The following is a 15,578-nucleotide window of genomic DNA, read 5'->3' as shown; positions in this document are numbered from 1 at the left end:
CCTTACTATAAAGTAATCTTTTTATTTAACAAACATTAATATCATTGAAATAATGAAACCATATATTGCTGTAGCTCCACAGAAACCTGCTGCTAAGATAAATATACCTTGTATTTTACCTGCCGCCTTTGGTTGTTTTACTGTTGCTTTTATAGCAGCTGATGTTGCGATACCAGTACCGATTCCTCCACCAATACCTGCCATAACAGCTATCCCTGCTCCTAACATTGCTAATTCGCTCATATTTTTTCCTCCTAACTTAACTTTCTAAATTTTACTCTTCTGTTGCATCTAATTTAATAGTAATTACAGTAAGCATTACAAAGATTATTGTTTGAACAACCCCATCAAATAAATCAAAATATGAATGTGGGATTATTGGTATTATTGCTTGTGCAAATACATTTATGTGACGTAGTCCACTATAGATAAGTCCCATAACTATTGCAGCAGTTAACATATTACCAAATAAACGTAGTGCTAATGATAATGGAAATGACACTTTTTCAATTATGTTAATTGGAAGCATCATTGCATATGGCTTCGCATATCCTTTGAAATATCCACCAAGTCCTTTTTTTCTTATTGCATTGTAATGAACTAAAAATACTGTTATTACAGTAAATCCAATAACTACGCTTAAGTTTCTTGTTGGTGGGCCAAAACCTATAAGTCCGCAAAGATCCAAAATTAATAAATACACTGCAAGTGTTCCAACAAAAGGAACGTAGCCTGAGTATTCGCTCCCCATATTTTCACCTACTAAATTAGCGATAAAGCTATACACCTGTTCAACTCCAACCTGTAATCTGCTTGGCTTGTCCACGCTTAATTTTCTAGCTAAAAGAATACCTGCTATAATCAGAACAATCATAACTCCCCATTGGATTACTATCCATGATGGAATTTCCATTCCAAAAATATTCCATGTAAACAAAGGTCCAAATACATTCATGCTTTTTTCACCTCCTTAGATACTATTAAATTTTCAAGCTCTACATATTAGATGTAAAACTTTTTCTTTAATTACAAAATTCGACATAGAATAGTAAAAAAATTTGTTTAATGAATACTTATTCCTTCATTATTCATATTCTCTATTTCTTAGCCTAAATCTGTATTTAAATACGAACTCTTGGAAAATTATTCCCTCGTGTCCCTTGTAGCTATTATATAACTTTACAAAAGAAAGATTAAAGCTCCAAATTTCTCTTTTTTAGACATTTTTCATCATTTTTCTTTATTTAGAATAAATCATCTTCATTTTACGCTTGATTTTAGCCATTTTTAATCCTTTTACATAATTTTTTTAATATTTTGATAGTATATATTTATAATTTATTCTTTTTTCTGAAAATTCTAAAAATTGTTTATAATAACTTTTACCTATGGCATCTATATTTTTTTACCTATATCTAATTTCTAATTTTTATATTTAATTTTTTAATATTCTTAACTAATCCTTTTCATTTAATCAAAGTTTTTATCATTTTTAACTTTTACTGTTAATTTTATCATTTTTAATCCAATTAATTTTGTAATTTTATTACTATATATATTTATTTTTGAAATCTTTACCTTTAATATCACTTATTTTCATAATTTTCCATATATTTTATATTATTTATTTCCTTGAATAAATAATATTTATTTATTGCATAAATATACTTTGTTTTTTTTATCTTTTTTTAAATTTTTCTATTGTTTTCGTTTACATAATTATTTTTGTATTTAATTTAAATCTACCTTTATTATTTTGGAAGAATATGTTATGATTATCTCATAATTTACTTAACCGATATTTTATATATAAAGAGAGAGCTATCATTTTGATAACTCTCTCTTTATTTTTAATCTATTTTTTAAGTTTTGATAACTAGGTCTTTAATCTAGTTTGATACTGACTGCCCTAAGCTTTCTCTTAATGATTTATGCTCTACTTCTTCTGCATTAAATTTCTTTAGTTTAAAAACTATTTGCAAGCAATATCCAAGTCCTATTGCTGATATAAATGTTCCAAGCCCTACTGTTCCACCTAAAATATATCCAATCACTAAAACAGTTATTTCAATAATTCCTCTAATGTACTTTATTTGTATATTAGTTTTAGCACTTAATGCAAGCATTACTCCATCTCTTGGACCACACCCCAATGAACATCCTATATAAAGATAACAACCATACCCCATAGTAAGCATTCCTATTATCATCATAATTATTCCTGTAAAAACATTATTTGAAACTGGGATTATTTCTATATAAATAATAAAATCAATAATCGGACCTACAATAATCATATTTAAAATTGTTCCAAGACCAAGCTTTTGTCCAATCATTATACCAAACAGTAAAAATAAAATTCCTATAATAACACTTGCTGTTCCTATTGTCATTCCACTTATCTTAGAAACTCCTTCATGCAAAACATCCCATGGTGATAATCCTAAATTAGAATTAAGCATAAACACAGTAGAGCTTCCACATAAAATGAACCCTAACATAAGTCTAAAAAATACTTTTTTTAAATCTCTCATTTTTCATCCCCCATTTTTTTCCTAATGTCTATTATACATATATGCACTTAACTTTTAAAGAATTTTATCAAAATCTAAGGAATACTTTTCAATAAATCCTATTGTTTAAATTCTTAATAAAAGATTTATTGTTTAAAAAAGTAAAAATGCTTATAATTAAGATTATTATTTTAATTCAAGGAGGGGATTTTTTGAAAAATTTAATTAAATATATTCCACTTGGTGTACTTGCAGGAGCTAGTTTTTGTTATTACCAAAATAATAAACTGCAAACAACTAAAATAAATCTAAAAACAAATCTTAAAGAAGATATACATATAGTCCATTTATCTGACCTTCATAGTAAGGAATTTGGGAAAGGAAATAAACATCTTTATAATCATATTTTTAAATTAAGTCCTGATATCATATTTTTAACTGGTGATATTATTGATTCAAACTTAAAAAATATAAATAAAATCATTTCCTTTGTAGGCTCTTTAGCTAAACTATGTCCTGTATTTTATATTCCAGGAAATAATGAAGCTAGAACAGATAAACTTTTCTACATAATGGAATCTTTAAATAATGTTTCAGTTCATGCACTTTCTAATGAAATTAAAACACTTATTATTAAAAAGCAAAAAATAAATATTTTAGGACTTGCAGAGCATTTAGTAAAATCTAATATTTCTCCACTTAATAAAGTTTTAGATACTTATCATTTTGAAGGCTATGAGGAGCTTTTAAATTCCTTAGGTAATCTTGATGGATACAAAATTTTATTAAGTCATTATCCTGAAAAGTTTTCTTTAAAAGGAGATTATTCAAACTATAATTTTGATCTAATGCTATCTGGTCATGCTCATGGTGGGCAATTTATCCTCCCTAAAATAGGAGGTCTTTTTGCACCAGGTCAAGGCATACTTCCTAAATTTTATGCAGGGCTTTATAAGGGTGAGAAAAATAATCTTATTGTAAGTCGTGGTCTTGGAAATAGTGGATTTCCTTTAAGACTTTTTAATAGACCTGATATAGTTTCTATAACCTTAGAAAAAAACATTTAATTCTATAGGTGAAATTTGATTTAGGTGAAGTTAAATCTTCATCTAAATCTTTAATATTATGTTAATAGTTAGAATTCTAACTATTAGAATATTGACTTTTATTTTTAAGATGATATTCTTAAAAATAAAGGAGTGATTTATTATGAATAGAGAATTTTCTGTGGCAGATATGGATTCTATGGGTCTTTTACGCTCTTTAACTATGAAATTAAAGCTAAAGGCTGATGAAGAAATTAAATCTCTAGGTGTTAGCTCAACACAAGGAAGAGTTCTTGGATATATTTCAATGTATCAAAATGATGGGTTAATACAAAGTGATATAGCTAAATTTTTCAATAAAAAAAATGCAACTATAACTAGTATGCTCCAAGGCTTAGAAAAAAAAGGCTATATAACTCGCTGTATTCAAAAAGATAATGAAAGACAAAAAAATATTTATCTTACTGAAAAAGGTGAAGCTATTATTTCTGATTCTAGACGGATTTTTTCTGATTTAGAAAAAAGCTTTAATAATATTTTAGAAGAAGATGAACTTCAAACTTTACATAAGTTACTTATTAAACTATATACTAATTTTTAAATAAGAATCATCTAAGAATTTTCTAATTAGATGATTTTTATTTAAAGTAATAGTTAGAATTCTAACTATTAGATATTTAAACTAAGGAGAAAATTATTATGGAAACAAATGAATATTACTTAAAAGATGCACCAATGAACAAAGCAATTAAAAAGCTTTCTATTCCTATGATTATTGGTTTATCAATTGGAACTGTTTATAATGTTATAAACATATTTTTTATAGGACTTTTAAAAAATGTAGACATGATTACTGCTGTAACACTTGGAATGCCTATATTCCTAATTCTAATGGCAATTGGAAATATGTTTGGAGTAGGTTCTTCTACATATATAACTAGATTAATTGCAAAAGATAAGGTAGACAAAGCAAAAAGTATTGCAACCTATGCAGTTTACTCAAGCTTTATTTTTAGCATTATTGTATCTATTATCTCTATTATTTTTATTAATCCTCTAACAAGATTACTTGGTGCTAGTGGAACAACTTTTGAATTTACTAAATCTTATGCAATAGCTTTATTTATAACAGGCTTTATGATTGTTTTAAACTTTACTTTAGAGCAACTTGTTAGAAGTACAGGTGCTACACGTGAATCTATGTATGGAATGGGAATAAGTGCTTTAGTTAACTTAATTTTAGACCCACTTCTTATATTAGTATTTCACTTAGATTTAGTTGGTGCAGCTATTGCTATGTCTCTTTCTAATTTAATCTCTGCTTTATATTACATATATTATCTTCAATATAAGGATGATAAATTAAAAGGATTTTTTAAGATAAAGAAAATTAGCTTTAAGGATAAAATAGAAATCTTTAAAATTGGTTTTCCTGAAATTATTCAACTATCATTTATGTTAGTTTCAGTATTATTACTAAATAACTTCTCTATGGAATATGGTCCTACTGCTGAGGCAAGCATTGGTATAGCAGTTCGTATATCACAAGTTCCTGAATTTATAACTATGGGAATTTTCATTGGATTAATTCCATTATTTGCACATAGTTATTCAATTAAAAACTTTAAAAGATTTAAAGAAGCTGTTCGTGGAAGCTTTAAATATATCTTACTAACTTCAATTAGCTTCTTTATAATAGTATTTATATTTAAAAAGCCAATAGTAGAACTATTTTCTAATGATCCTGAGGTTATAAAACTTTGTACATTTATAATTGCAGTAATGCTTTTTGCATCACTTTTCACAGGACTTTCTGGACTTTTACTTGGAATTTTCCAGGCTACAGGAAAAGGAATTCCAACAACTGTAATAACTTTAATTCAAGTTTTAACAATTCCTGCTCTAATAATATATCATTATTATTTAGGATTTCTTGGAGTAATTCTAGCAATACCCACAACAGATTTATTAGCATTTTTAGTTGGTTTAATAATGTATCTTTTTATAAGAAAAGATTTTAAAGTCCTACCTACTGAAATAGCCTCTTAAAATTTTTGAACCGCCCCTAGGGACGGTTCATTTTTATAATTCATTAATTAACTTTTGAAATTCATTATTTTCTTTTAAGAACTCTAATTCTTTTTCCGTATCTTCTTTTAACATTCTTATAAAGTTTGGTAAGAATATTTCACTAAAGCTCTCATCATTTTCTTTCTTTTTCATATGCTTATATAATTTTGAATTTGAATAATTCCATGGCTTTTGTATAGTTTCTAACATCTTTCTTAATGTTTTCACGCTATTCTCTTCATCTTTTTTCGCTATATATAATTGAAAATATGCAGCATAAATATTGTATTCCCATAAATCATATTTCTTTGTAGTTTCTTCTATAAGCATTGCATAGTTTTCTGCATCTTCTATTCTTTTATCACCTAATGCTTCAATCATCATTTCATTTAATATCATAAAATTATCTGTTACATTTTTCAAAAGCCTTTCCTCCATAGTTTCTAAAGCTTTTTCTTTATCACCGTTCTTTTTATATAATCTTGTTTGTAGTTCTTTTTTATCATAAGTTACGCTTATTAATTCTTCTATAAGCTTTTCTGCCTTTTCACATTCTTCTTTTTCTAAATATTTATTTATAAGCATTGATATTGCTGAATTTCTAACTTCTATATCTTTACTTTCCTTTGCTTCTATATATAATTTTTCTATTTTTTCTTCATACTTTTCTTTATCCTCTACATTGAATAAATATAATCCACCTTGAAGGCTTGCTCCTGTGCTTAATGCAAGCTTTCCACAAGTAGGGTATTCAGAAATCTTTTCTAAAGCTAAATTAAACCCTGCTTCAAATCCATCTTTACTCATAATAACTACAAGTTCATTCATAAAATGTCCTATCTCTTCATCTGTTAAGTCTTCTTTAAATGATAATAATGTATTTAAATCCACCCCTAAAAGTCTTGCAAGTGGTGGCAGTAGTGTTATATCTGGGTATGAAACTCCTTTTTCCCACTTGTTAACTGCTGGTGTAGATACTCTTAAGTAATTTGCAACTTCTTCTTGTGTAAGTCCTTTTAAAAGTCTTTTTTCTTTTATAATCTCATTTATCTTCATAATTTTTTTCTCCCCTTTTCTTTATGTCTTTATTATACAAAGTGTTACAATTCTTTACAATTGAATAGAAGTTATTAATTACTAAATAATTTTAACTTCTAGTTAAAAGCCTAACTTTAGAAATTCCTTGTTTAAGAAATAAAAAATGTTTATAATATAACTTATCATACTTATAAAGGAGACTAATTTTAAATGAAACTAAACCCACATCAAATCATTGAAATAAAAAAATATCCTAATTCAATTTATGATGAGCTTAAAAAAGAGTTTTTATATCATTCTAATAAAATTGAAGGTAGTACTTTTACACGTGAAAATTTAGATACATATTTAAAAAGTCAGATAGTAGAAGGAAGTCATAAGATAGATGATGTTTTTGAAACAATAAACTCTTTAACTTTATTTGATTTCGTTGTAGATACTTTAAATGAAGATTTAAGTAAAAACTTAATCTTAGAATTTCATTCTATACTAAAGAAAAATAGCTTAGATGAAGAACGTGGCTTTGCAGGTTGCTGGAAAAAGATTCCTAATATGATATCTGGTTCTCCTGTGGTTCTAGCTAGTCCTTGGGAAGTAGATTTAAAAATGGATGAATTATTAAACTGGTGGAATACGTCAAAAAAAGATTTTGAAGCTATAGTTCGTTTTCATAGCAATTTTGAACAAATCCATCCATTCCAAGATGGAAATGGTAGAGTAGGTAGATTTATAATGCTTAAACAATGTATTGAATCAAATATTGATTTAATTGCTATAGATGAAAAATTTAATACTGAATATAAAAAAGCTTTAACTGAAAGCCAGGTCAATAAGAATTTTAAACCACTAGAAGAAATTTTAAATAACTGCCAAACTTTTCTAGAAGAAAAAAATGAATTATTAGTAAATACTTTAAAGTGCTTAGACTCATTAAATTAATAACAAAGCTACCTTCTAAAATTGTTAGAAGGTAGCTTTCATTTTTATCCGTTATATTGGCTTTCTAATTTTGAGAAGAAATCTACTCTTGGCTCTAAGAATTTTAATTCATGCTTAGATAAATCTCCAACGTAGAATTCTATTGGAGCAAATATATTATCCCAATTCCAAATTTCTTCTGAGATATTTAAATATTCAGCGAACATTTCACATCCAGTTGGTGCTATTGGATGGATTAATATAGCTATTACTTTACAAGCATACATACAATCTATTAATACTTGTTTTCTTAATTCTTCATTATTATCTTTATCAGCTATTCTTGTTTGACCAGCCCAATATTTGTTTACTTCTCTTATAAGCTCATCTAAAACATATGCTATTCTATGGAAATCATGATTATACATGTGCTTTTCATATTCAAATGTTTTTTCTTCAACTATCTTTTTAATCTTTTCTGTTAATTCTCCACTTGGAAGCTTTCCATCAAAGTAACTTTGAGTTGTGTAGAAACATGAACGTATAAGTCTGTTATAAACGTTAGTTAAAAGATTTCCATCTTTAAGAACCATATCTGGTCCAACTTTTTCTTCTTCCTTCATAAATACTTGTGGCTTAAATCCTGTACTTTTATTTGAAAGACCAAGTCCCATAAAGTGCATTCTTAATTGCTCTGCTGTATAATGCTCTAATAATTCATCAGCCATAGGTGGTTTTATTTCTGAACTACTACTAGCTTTTGTATCCATAAATAAAATATGTCTATTTGGAATTACGTGTGGTAATTCTACCTTTAAAGCATTGAATATTCCCATTTCAGCTAATGAATAGAAGTAGATGTTGTCTTCTCCAATAAATTGATAAACTAATGATTCATCATCACACCACCAGTTAGTCCATTCATCAATAGATTTTCCTTTTTCTTCTAAGTATGCTTTAGTAAATGAAATTGGTGCCCATAATGATTCAGGCCATACCCAGAATGTTAAGTCTTTTAATCCCTCTTCTTCTGGAACTTTAACTCCCCACTCAACATTACCTGATAATCTAAATGGAACTAAAGTTTTTGCTGCTGTATAGTTAATTCCAAGCTCTTCTAAAACTTTTCTAGCCTCGTCTCTTACTTCTAATGAATCAAATTCAAAAGTAATTGATTTTTTCTTTTCTTCATCAATAGTAGTATGCTTTGGTAATTTACTTTCTAAGCTTTCTAAGTCCTCTATATATTTTCTTGGTACATGAACCATAGGTTTCTTTAAAAACTCTTCTAATATATTAAGTTGATATTTTCTTGTATTACTATTTCTCTTTAATAAATCAACTCTATCTTTAAGTTCATCAATACATTTATCAAGCCCAAAGTACCAGTTAGTTACATTTCTAAAAGCTGGAGCTTTTCCTGAAAGTACTGATATTGGATTTATAAGTTCGCTTGGCATATATTGATGCCCTAGTGAACATTCATCTGCATAAGCATGCTCTGAAGTACAGTTCATTATAGGACACTTCCCTTGAACTTGACGTCCATTTAAGAATACATCAAGTTCCTCATCATAAAATTGAGGCGTTGATTCTGCTTTTATGTATCCCTCTTTATATAATTCTTCAAATAACCAGTTAGAAACTTCTTGATGAATTTCTCCACATCTACCAAGTGCTGATGCACCAAAAAGATTTGGACTAATTTCATATTTTTCTAAAGTCGCTTTTTGGCTTAAATGATTCTTTTTAACGTAATCTTCTATAGTTCCTTCAAATCCCTCTTCTTTAAGCTTTCTATAGCTTTCTAATATAGGAGAACCATAACAATCTGTTCCTGAAACAAAAATTACATTTTCTTTTCCTATTCTATCTCTTAAAAATCTTGCATAAATGTCTGCATGAACAAACATTCCACCAACATGCCCAAAGTGTAAATTTTTATTACCATATGGCATACCAGCTGTAACTACCGCTCTTTTAGGAAAACTTGGACGTTCTCCCTTCATTATTCTTTTTGAAATCACAAAAAACACCCCTTGAAATATTAATTCCAAGGGGCGACTATAATCGCGGTACCACCCTAATTCACTTTTATGTCACCATAAAAGCCTCATCAAGTACAAATATACTCTAGTCTTATAACGTAGACAAACGTCATAGCATCATACAATTTCTTGTAATCCGTATGAGGCTCCAAGCCTTGCTTCATTTTATCCTAGTTATCTGCTTACACCTAATGCAGACTCTCTTAAAACTCTAAATAAAACTACTCTTCTCTTCATAGCCTTTACATTAATTTGAGATTAGTATATCATATTCATTATTTCTTTGCAATCTCTACTTTAATCTACAATATTTTTATATAAATATCGGCTTCTACAGTCCTTAATGTTTTTTCTATTACTCCTTCTATCTCCTCTGATTTTTCAGATGCTTTAAATAATTCCCCTTCTATTTCTACTGTTGGGTCTACTATTCTTACTTTTTGCCTTGTATGTATATTATAGTTTTCTTTATCTTCTTTTACTTTAATATTTTCATTTAAACTCTCAATTAAGTTCCTCACTTCTTTTGAACTTGAATTTTGTAGCTTACTATAAATATCCTTGTCTTCCTTCATTAAATCTTCTAAGGTTATTTCCTTTAAATCTAAACTTATTTTCATAGCTTTCCCAAGAGTATCATTTGCATACACATTTAATGGACTTCTAAAGAAATCTACAACTTCCTTAGTATATGTTTCTACAAACCACTTTGCTTTTTCAATAGATGTAATAACAATTTCTCCATTACAAACTTTTAAGTAGGGTAAAAATCTCTCCACTTCTTCTTTTTCTATAAATCCATAAGTGTACATATCCCTTAAAGTATAATCAACTCTATCTGCACAAAGACCTGGCATTTTCCTCTCTAATATTGTCCATTTTTCTTCATTAAAAAGTATATCTTCTGAATTTAAATTATATCTTTCTAATATTTCTTTTATCTTAGAACCTTCTATAATTTTTTCATATATTTTCTCATGATAATCCTCATCCTTATTTCCAAGTGCTACATCTACTGTATGAGAAAAAGCTGTATGAGAAATATCATGTAAAAGTCCTGCAATTTGTTCTTCAATACTTCCACCTAAAAGTCTTATCAAAAGCATAACTCCCACAGAATGACTATATCTTGAACTATCCCATTTAGAATTAACTAAATAACTTCCTCCACCTTGATGAATTCCTTTTAATCTTTGAATCTCTCTAGTATAGATAATTTCTTCAATAACCTTTTCAACTTGAAATCTTCCATATATCTTATCCTCTATCACCATTTTGTCTCCACTCCTTTTTCTTATATACTAAAAAGTGCTATAGTATCGTCTACTAAGCACTTTAATCTTCTCTTAATTATATTAAATTATTCCCGTTTCTTCAATTTCCACTACTAAGAGTTTCTCTTAATATTCCATTTAATAAATAGCATAAGTCCAATATTTATTAAAAAAGTTACTCCTAATATAATTTCTATTGGAATTCCTATTTCAATTGCTTGTCCGAATAATATTTGACCTGGTGCTACACTTATAGTTGCAATAGCTGTTGAAAATGCTGATACTCTTCCAAGCATTCCTATTACAACTTCTTTTTGTATAAATGTTAGTGTTACTACATTTGATAGAGCTAGTGAAAACATTATAAGCATTCCACCTATCCCAAATAGTAATGCTAAAACATATCTATGTATATCTATAATTCCTAATGTGGACATTATTAAAACTCCTATTATCATAGGTATGTATGTATAATGTACCTTTTTTATTGTAAATAATTTTGGTTTTAAACTAACGAGAAGTCCTCCTAAAATCATTCCTAAAACACATATTCCTTCAACTATTCCATACACTTCTGGCTTTAATCCTAAAACTACATTTATAAAATATGGTGCAACTATTGATAATATTGGTACAAGAAATATATTGCATAATCCATAGGATAGTATTATTCCAAAGACTGCTTTTTTTTCTCTTCTTAAATATATATAGCTTTCTTTCATATCTATAAAGGATTTTTTAATAAATTTTTCTTCTTTTCCCTTTTTCTCTATAACTTCATCCATATCTAAAAATAATTCCATAATTCCTGATGCTAAAAAGCTAATTCCATTTATAATTACAATTATTTTTATTCCTAAAAAACCATAAAGAACTCCTGCAAATATTGGACCTACAAAATTTACTACTGAGTTAACTCCATTTATTATTCCATTAGCTCTTGTTAAATTCTCTTCCTCTACTATAACTGGAATTGATGACACTACAGCTGGTCCATATAGTGTATAACATATTGCTAATAAAAACATAACTATTCCAACTATAACTTCACTATCATTTCCACTAAATAAAATCATTGCATATAAACAAATTAAACTTGCTAAGAAAAAGTCAATATAAACCATTATCTTTTTCTTAGATACACTATCAGATAATTTTCCTGCAATAGGTGCAAACAGTACATAGGGTATAGTTGAAATTGCAAGTATCTTTGCAAAGGATGCTGCACTTCCTGTAAGCTCTAACAGGTATAAAGACATGCTAAATCTTTGAATTGAATTTCCAAATAAAGATATAATTTGCCCTATAACTATTATTATAAAATTCTTATTTCTCATTTTTATCTCTTAAGAAGATTGTATTCCATACATATAGGATACTCGCCATCTTCACTCCATTCTAAACTTGCATCTACACCATAAATATTCTTTAAACTTTTCTTTGTAATTACATCCTTTGGTTTCCCTTTGCAAATAACTTTTCCCTTTTTTAGACCAATTATATTGTCTGCAAATCTACATGCATTATTAAGTTCATGAAGAACTATCACTATTGTAATCTTCTTTTCCCTATTTAACTTTTGAAGAACTTCTAACACCTCAAGTTGATATGCCATATCTAAATATGTAGTTGGTTCATCTAGCATTATAATATCTGTTTCCTGAGCTAAAACCATTGCTATCCACGCTCTTTGTCTTTGCCCACCTGATAAATTCTCTATTTCTCTATCTGAGAACTCTTCAAGTCCTGTTTCTTTTATTGCCCAGTCAATAATCTCCTTATCATGTGCTTTAAGTCCTCCCATCATTTTTTGATGTGGGAATCTTCCAAAGGCTACAAGCTCTCTTACCTTTAAGCCTTCTGGTGCTACTGGTCCTTGTGGAAGAAATGCTACTTCCTTTGCAATATCTTTTTCTTTAATCTTTTTTATATTTTTTTCTCTTATAAATATATGCCCATTTTTAGGCTTATTAATTCTTGCTACAGTCTTTAATAATGTTGATTTCCCGCATCCATTAGCTCCAATTATTATATTTATTTTTCCTTCTAAAATATCTAAATCCATATTATCAATAATTATATTATCTTCATATCCAACTGTTAAACTTCTTACACTTATAGCTTCCATTTTCTAATTCTCCTTCATCATTAAATAAATAAAATACGGTACTCCAAAGATTGATACTATAATTCCAACTGGTATTTCAATAGGTGAAAATAAATTTCTTGAAATTATATCTGAAGCTACAACTACCACCCCACCTATTACTCCTGCAATTACAATGAAGTGCTTATGATATGCTCCCACAAGCTTTCTTCCAATATGAGGTGCTATAAGTCCTAAAAATGCAATATTACCTGCAAAAGCTGTAGAAACTCCTGCTAAAATAACCGCTAAAATTATAAACTTTTTTCTTTCTCTTTCAATATTTAACCCAAGAGAAATTGCTGTTTCATCAGAAAAACTTAAAACATCTAATCTTTTGTGATTTATCAAAACTAAAAGAATAACTATACTTACAATAGGAATAATTACTCTTGCAAACTTCCAACTTGAACCCCAGAGACTTCCTGATGTCCAAACTAATATTCTATTATAATCAGAAACTCCACCTCTAAAGGTTATAAAGCTTATAAATGCATTTAATCCTGCATTTAATCCTATTCCTATAAGCAAAAGCCTTTTTGGCTTTATTCCACCTTTACTTGATAATATGTAAATAATAAAAGCTGCTAAAAAAGCTCCTATTGTTGCCACAAAAGGCAATACAAATATTGAAAGTTCCCCAAGTTCACCATAATAATTTGTAGTTTTATATGTAATAAACAACACTGCCATAACAGCTGCTCCTGCATTTATACCAATTATTCCTGTATCAGCTAACTCATTTTTTGTAACTGTTTGAAGCATTGAACCTGCAACACCTAAAGCCATTCCAACAAAAATTCCAACTAATATTCTTGGAAGTCTAATATCTAATACTGCTGTATTTTGAAGTCTGTCCCCATTTCCTAAAAGTGTTGCTATAACTTCATTAATTGATAATTTATAACTTCCCATACTTAAAGATATGATGCTTCCTATAACTAATAAAGAAAGAGTTGTTATTAATACTATCTTATACTTTCTTTCCTTCATTACCCTCTCTCCTTCCTAGCTACTGCTATAAAAAATGGTACTCCTATTAAAGCTGTGAAAATTCCAATTGGTGTTTCATATGGACTAAATATCATTCTTGAAAGTATATCTGCATAAGTTAAAAGTGTTGCTCCTAAAAGAAATGAACAAGGAATATTATATCTATAATCTTCACCTAAGATTTTCTTTACTACTTGTGGTATTATAAGTCCTACAAAAACTATATTTTTTCCAACAGCAACAGCCCCTGCACACATAGGAATTATAAGCATTAATGTTAAAAGTCTTATTTTATTAGGATTTTCTCCAAGACCTATAGCCACATCATCACCAAGACTTAATATATTTATCTTTCCTGCTAAACACATTGCTAAAATAATTCCTACAACAGAAATAATTAAAACAAGTATCACATCTGCATAACTTGCATTTCTAAAGCCACCAGCCACAAAAAATCCTATCATTTGAGATTGATTTGATAATAATCCTATTATTGTTGTAAGTGATATAAAAAATGTACTCATTGCAGTTCCTGCTAGAAGTATTTTTGTAATTGAATTATTATTTGCCTTTTTTGAAATAAAGCTAAGCACTATAAGCCCTGTTCCTATAGCTCCAATAAGAGATGCTATCATTACATTTTTTGTAGTTACAGCTATTCCTGCTGCATAAAAGATTGCTATTACAAGAGTTGCCCCTTGGCTAATCCCAAGTATTGAAGGCTCTGCTATTGGATTTCTTGTAACCCCTTGAAGCATTGCACCTGTTACACCTAAAATCCCCCCTGTAAATAAAACTGCAAGTACTCTTGGTATTCTTACATCTCTAATCAATAAACTATTTAAACTTCCATCATTATTAAAAATTGCATTATAAACATCATTTAAATTAATTTTTACAGCCCCTAGCATTATAGCTAAAGATACTCCTATTACTAGAAGTATCATAACAATTATGCTAAATATTACTGCTCTCTTACTTTTTTGTTCCATTTAACATTTCACCTATTTCATTTACTAATAATTCTCTTCCTATTGGACTATATCCTTGATTAAAGTATGGTGATGAATTTAAAACTACAACTTTACCTTCTTTAACTGGAGGTAAGCTTTTCCATACACTATTTTTTTCAAGAGTTTTTATATCTTCATCAGTTCCTATTAAGAAAATATAATCTGACTTTATAGCTGCAAGTCCTTCATAAGTTACAACTGGTAAGCTTATATCAGTTTGCTTTGGCATTCCCTTTGGTTTAGCTAGTCCCATATCTTCGTATAAAACTTCTCCAAATCCTGCTCCATCAAAAACAAAGAACTGTCCTCCACTTGCTAAGAATGAAAGATATGTAGTATCTTTTCCATACTCTTTCTTTATTTCATCACCTTTCTTCTTTGCATTTTCCTCATAAGACTTTAACCATTCATCTGCTTTTTCTTCTCTATTAAATAATTTTCCTAAAGACTTAACATCTTCTTTCCAATCTAAAGCATCTAATTTAACCATAACTGTTGGTGCTATTTTACTTAACTGGT

At 28.4% G+C, this 15,578-nt stretch carries 15 protein-coding genes and 1 other annotated feature; of the genes, 4 read left to right on the top strand and 11 right to left on the bottom strand.

Features of this window, described 5'->3' with window-relative positions; genetic code table 11:
- Positions 1-21 precede the first annotated feature (21 nt).
- From ACRC28_RS10130 to ACRC28_RS10120, 3 genes are all read right to left on the bottom strand, one after another.
- On the bottom strand, positions 22-243 hold the full coding sequence (locus tag ACRC28_RS10130; RefSeq protein ID WP_438543332.1) for an ATP F0F1 synthase subunit C: 222 nt from the start codon (positions 241-243) through the stop codon (positions 22-24).
- Positions 244-274: 31 nt separating this feature from the next.
- Positions 275-955, bottom strand: a complete 681-nt coding sequence (locus tag ACRC28_RS10125) for a F0F1 ATP synthase subunit A (protein ID WP_438543331.1) — start codon at positions 953-955, stop codon at positions 275-277.
- 934 nt (positions 956-1,889) lie between these two features.
- On the bottom strand, positions 1,890-2,534 hold the full coding sequence (locus ACRC28_RS10120) for a YczE/YyaS/YitT family protein (RefSeq protein ID WP_438543330.1): 645 nt from the start codon (positions 2,532-2,534) through the stop codon (positions 1,890-1,892).
- Positions 2,535-2,725: 191 nt separating this feature from the next.
- On the opposite strand from ACRC28_RS10120, the gene ACRC28_RS10115 reads away from it, so the two are divergent.
- The 3 genes from ACRC28_RS10115 (at position 2,726) to ACRC28_RS10105 (ending at position 5,608) form a co-directional block, all read left to right on the top strand.
- On the top strand, positions 2,726-3,580 hold the full coding sequence (locus ACRC28_RS10115; protein ID WP_438543329.1) for a metallophosphoesterase: 855 nt from the start codon (positions 2,726-2,728) through the stop codon (positions 3,578-3,580).
- A gap of 142 nt (positions 3,581-3,722) precedes the next feature.
- Positions 3,723-4,160 (top strand): MarR family winged helix-turn-helix transcriptional regulator, encoded by a 438-nt coding sequence (locus ACRC28_RS10110; RefSeq protein ID WP_438543328.1) that lies wholly within the window; start codon positions 3,723-3,725, stop codon positions 4,158-4,160.
- Between the two features lie 98 nt (positions 4,161-4,258).
- The gene (locus ACRC28_RS10105) at positions 4,259-5,608 is read left to right on the top strand and encodes an MATE family efflux transporter (protein WP_438543327.1); all 1,350 of its coding nucleotides are present in this window, start codon (positions 4,259-4,261) and stop codon (positions 5,606-5,608) included.
- A gap of 33 nt (positions 5,609-5,641) precedes the next feature.
- Here the strand turns inward: ACRC28_RS10105 and ACRC28_RS10100 are convergent, their stop codons facing one another.
- Positions 5,642-6,685, bottom strand: a complete 1,044-nt coding sequence (locus tag ACRC28_RS10100) for a helix-turn-helix domain-containing protein (RefSeq protein WP_438543326.1) — start codon at positions 6,683-6,685, stop codon at positions 5,642-5,644.
- A 192-nt stretch (positions 6,686-6,877) separates the two neighbouring features.
- Here ACRC28_RS10100 and ACRC28_RS10095 point away from each other — a divergent pair, with 192 nt between their 5' ends.
- Positions 6,878-7,606, top strand: coding sequence for a Fic family protein (locus ACRC28_RS10095; RefSeq protein ID WP_438543325.1), 729 nt, complete (start codon positions 6,878-6,880; stop codon positions 7,604-7,606).
- Positions 7,607-7,650: 44 nt separating this feature from the next.
- Here ACRC28_RS10095 and ACRC28_RS10090 read toward each other — a convergent pair whose 3' ends face one another.
- The 7 genes from ACRC28_RS10090 to ACRC28_RS10060 form a co-directional block, all read right to left on the bottom strand.
- Positions 7,651-9,612 (bottom strand): class I tRNA ligase family protein, encoded by a 1,962-nt coding sequence (locus ACRC28_RS10090; protein ID WP_438543324.1) that lies wholly within the window; start codon positions 9,610-9,612, stop codon positions 7,651-7,653.
- A 26-nt stretch (positions 9,613-9,638) separates the two neighbouring features.
- Positions 9,639-9,879, bottom strand: a binding site (T-box leader).
- A gap of 56 nt (positions 9,880-9,935) precedes the next feature.
- A complete protein-coding gene (locus tag ACRC28_RS10085; protein WP_438543323.1) occupies positions 9,936-10,907 on the bottom strand; it encodes an HD domain-containing protein in 972 nt (323 codons plus the stop codon).
- A gap of 113 nt (positions 10,908-11,020) precedes the next feature.
- Positions 11,021-12,244 carry an MFS transporter gene (locus ACRC28_RS10080; protein WP_438543322.1) on the bottom strand — a complete coding sequence of 408 codons (1,224 nt, stop codon included), beginning with the start codon at positions 12,242-12,244 and terminating at the stop codon, positions 11,021-11,023.
- Between the two features lie 2 nt (positions 12,245-12,246).
- Positions 12,247-13,035, bottom strand: coding sequence for an ABC transporter ATP-binding protein (locus ACRC28_RS10075; protein ID WP_438543321.1), 789 nt, complete (start codon positions 13,033-13,035; stop codon positions 12,247-12,249).
- A 3-nt stretch (positions 13,036-13,038) separates the two neighbouring features.
- Positions 13,039-14,046 carry a FecCD family ABC transporter permease gene (locus tag ACRC28_RS10070; protein WP_438543320.1) on the bottom strand — a complete coding sequence of 336 codons (1,008 nt, stop codon included), beginning with the start codon at positions 14,044-14,046 and terminating at the stop codon, positions 13,039-13,041.
- Positions 14,046-15,038 carry a FecCD family ABC transporter permease gene (locus tag ACRC28_RS10065; protein ID WP_438543319.1) on the bottom strand — a complete coding sequence of 331 codons (993 nt, stop codon included), beginning with the start codon at positions 15,036-15,038 and terminating at the stop codon, positions 14,046-14,048. The genes ACRC28_RS10070 and ACRC28_RS10065 overlap by 1 nt, the downstream gene beginning before the upstream one ends.
- A partial coding sequence (locus ACRC28_RS10060; RefSeq protein WP_438543318.1) for an ABC transporter substrate-binding protein occupies positions 15,022-15,578 on the bottom strand: 557 nt, incomplete at its 5' end. The genes ACRC28_RS10065 and ACRC28_RS10060, both read right to left, overlap by 17 nt.

This window comes from Clostridium sp. (assembly GCF_051650885.1).
Taxonomy (GTDB): domain Bacteria; phylum Bacillota; class Clostridia; order Clostridiales; family Clostridiaceae; genus Clostridium.
The sequence above is the reverse complement of the archived record's forward strand: the minus strand, read 5'-3'. Positions and strand labels throughout refer to the sequence as shown.

What these genes read in the sequence shown, in the direction of transcription:
- ACRC28_RS10070 (WP_438543320.1), bottom strand. Translation starts at nt 14,046, where the DNA reads ATGAAGGAAAGAAAGTATAAGATAGTATTAATAACAACTCTTTCTTTA.
- ACRC28_RS10125 (WP_438543331.1), bottom strand. Translation starts at nt 955, where the DNA reads ATGAATGTATTTGGACCTTTGTTTACATGGAATATTTTTGGAATGGAA.
- ACRC28_RS10110 (WP_438543328.1), top strand. Translation starts at nt 3,723, where the DNA reads ATGAATAGAGAATTTTCTGTGGCAGATATGGATTCTATGGGTCTTTTA.
- ACRC28_RS10100 (WP_438543326.1), bottom strand. Translation starts at nt 6,685, where the DNA reads ATGAAGATAAATGAGATTATAAAAGAAAAAAGACTTTTAAAAGGACTT.
- ACRC28_RS10075 (WP_438543321.1), bottom strand. Translation starts at nt 13,035, where the DNA reads ATGGAAGCTATAAGTGTAAGAAGTTTAACAGTTGGATATGAAGATAAT.
- ACRC28_RS10085 (WP_438543323.1), bottom strand. Translation starts at nt 10,907, where the DNA reads ATGGTGATAGAGGATAAGATATATGGAAGATTTCAAGTTGAAAAGGTT.
- ACRC28_RS10105 (WP_438543327.1), top strand. Translation starts at nt 4,259, where the DNA reads ATGGAAACAAATGAATATTACTTAAAAGATGCACCAATGAACAAAGCA.
- ACRC28_RS10065 (WP_438543319.1), bottom strand. Translation starts at nt 15,038, where the DNA reads ATGGAACAAAAAAGTAAGAGAGCAGTAATATTTAGCATAATTGTTATG.
- ACRC28_RS10120 (WP_438543330.1), bottom strand. Translation starts at nt 2,534, where the DNA reads ATGAGAGATTTAAAAAAAGTATTTTTTAGACTTATGTTAGGGTTCATT.
- ACRC28_RS10095 (WP_438543325.1), top strand. Translation starts at nt 6,878, where the DNA reads ATGAAACTAAACCCACATCAAATCATTGAAATAAAAAAATATCCTAAT.
- ACRC28_RS10080 (WP_438543322.1), bottom strand. Translation starts at nt 12,244, where the DNA reads ATGAGAAATAAGAATTTTATAATAATAGTTATAGGGCAAATTATATCT.
- ACRC28_RS10130 (WP_438543332.1), bottom strand. Translation starts at nt 243, where the DNA reads ATGAGCGAATTAGCAATGTTAGGAGCAGGGATAGCTGTTATGGCAGGT.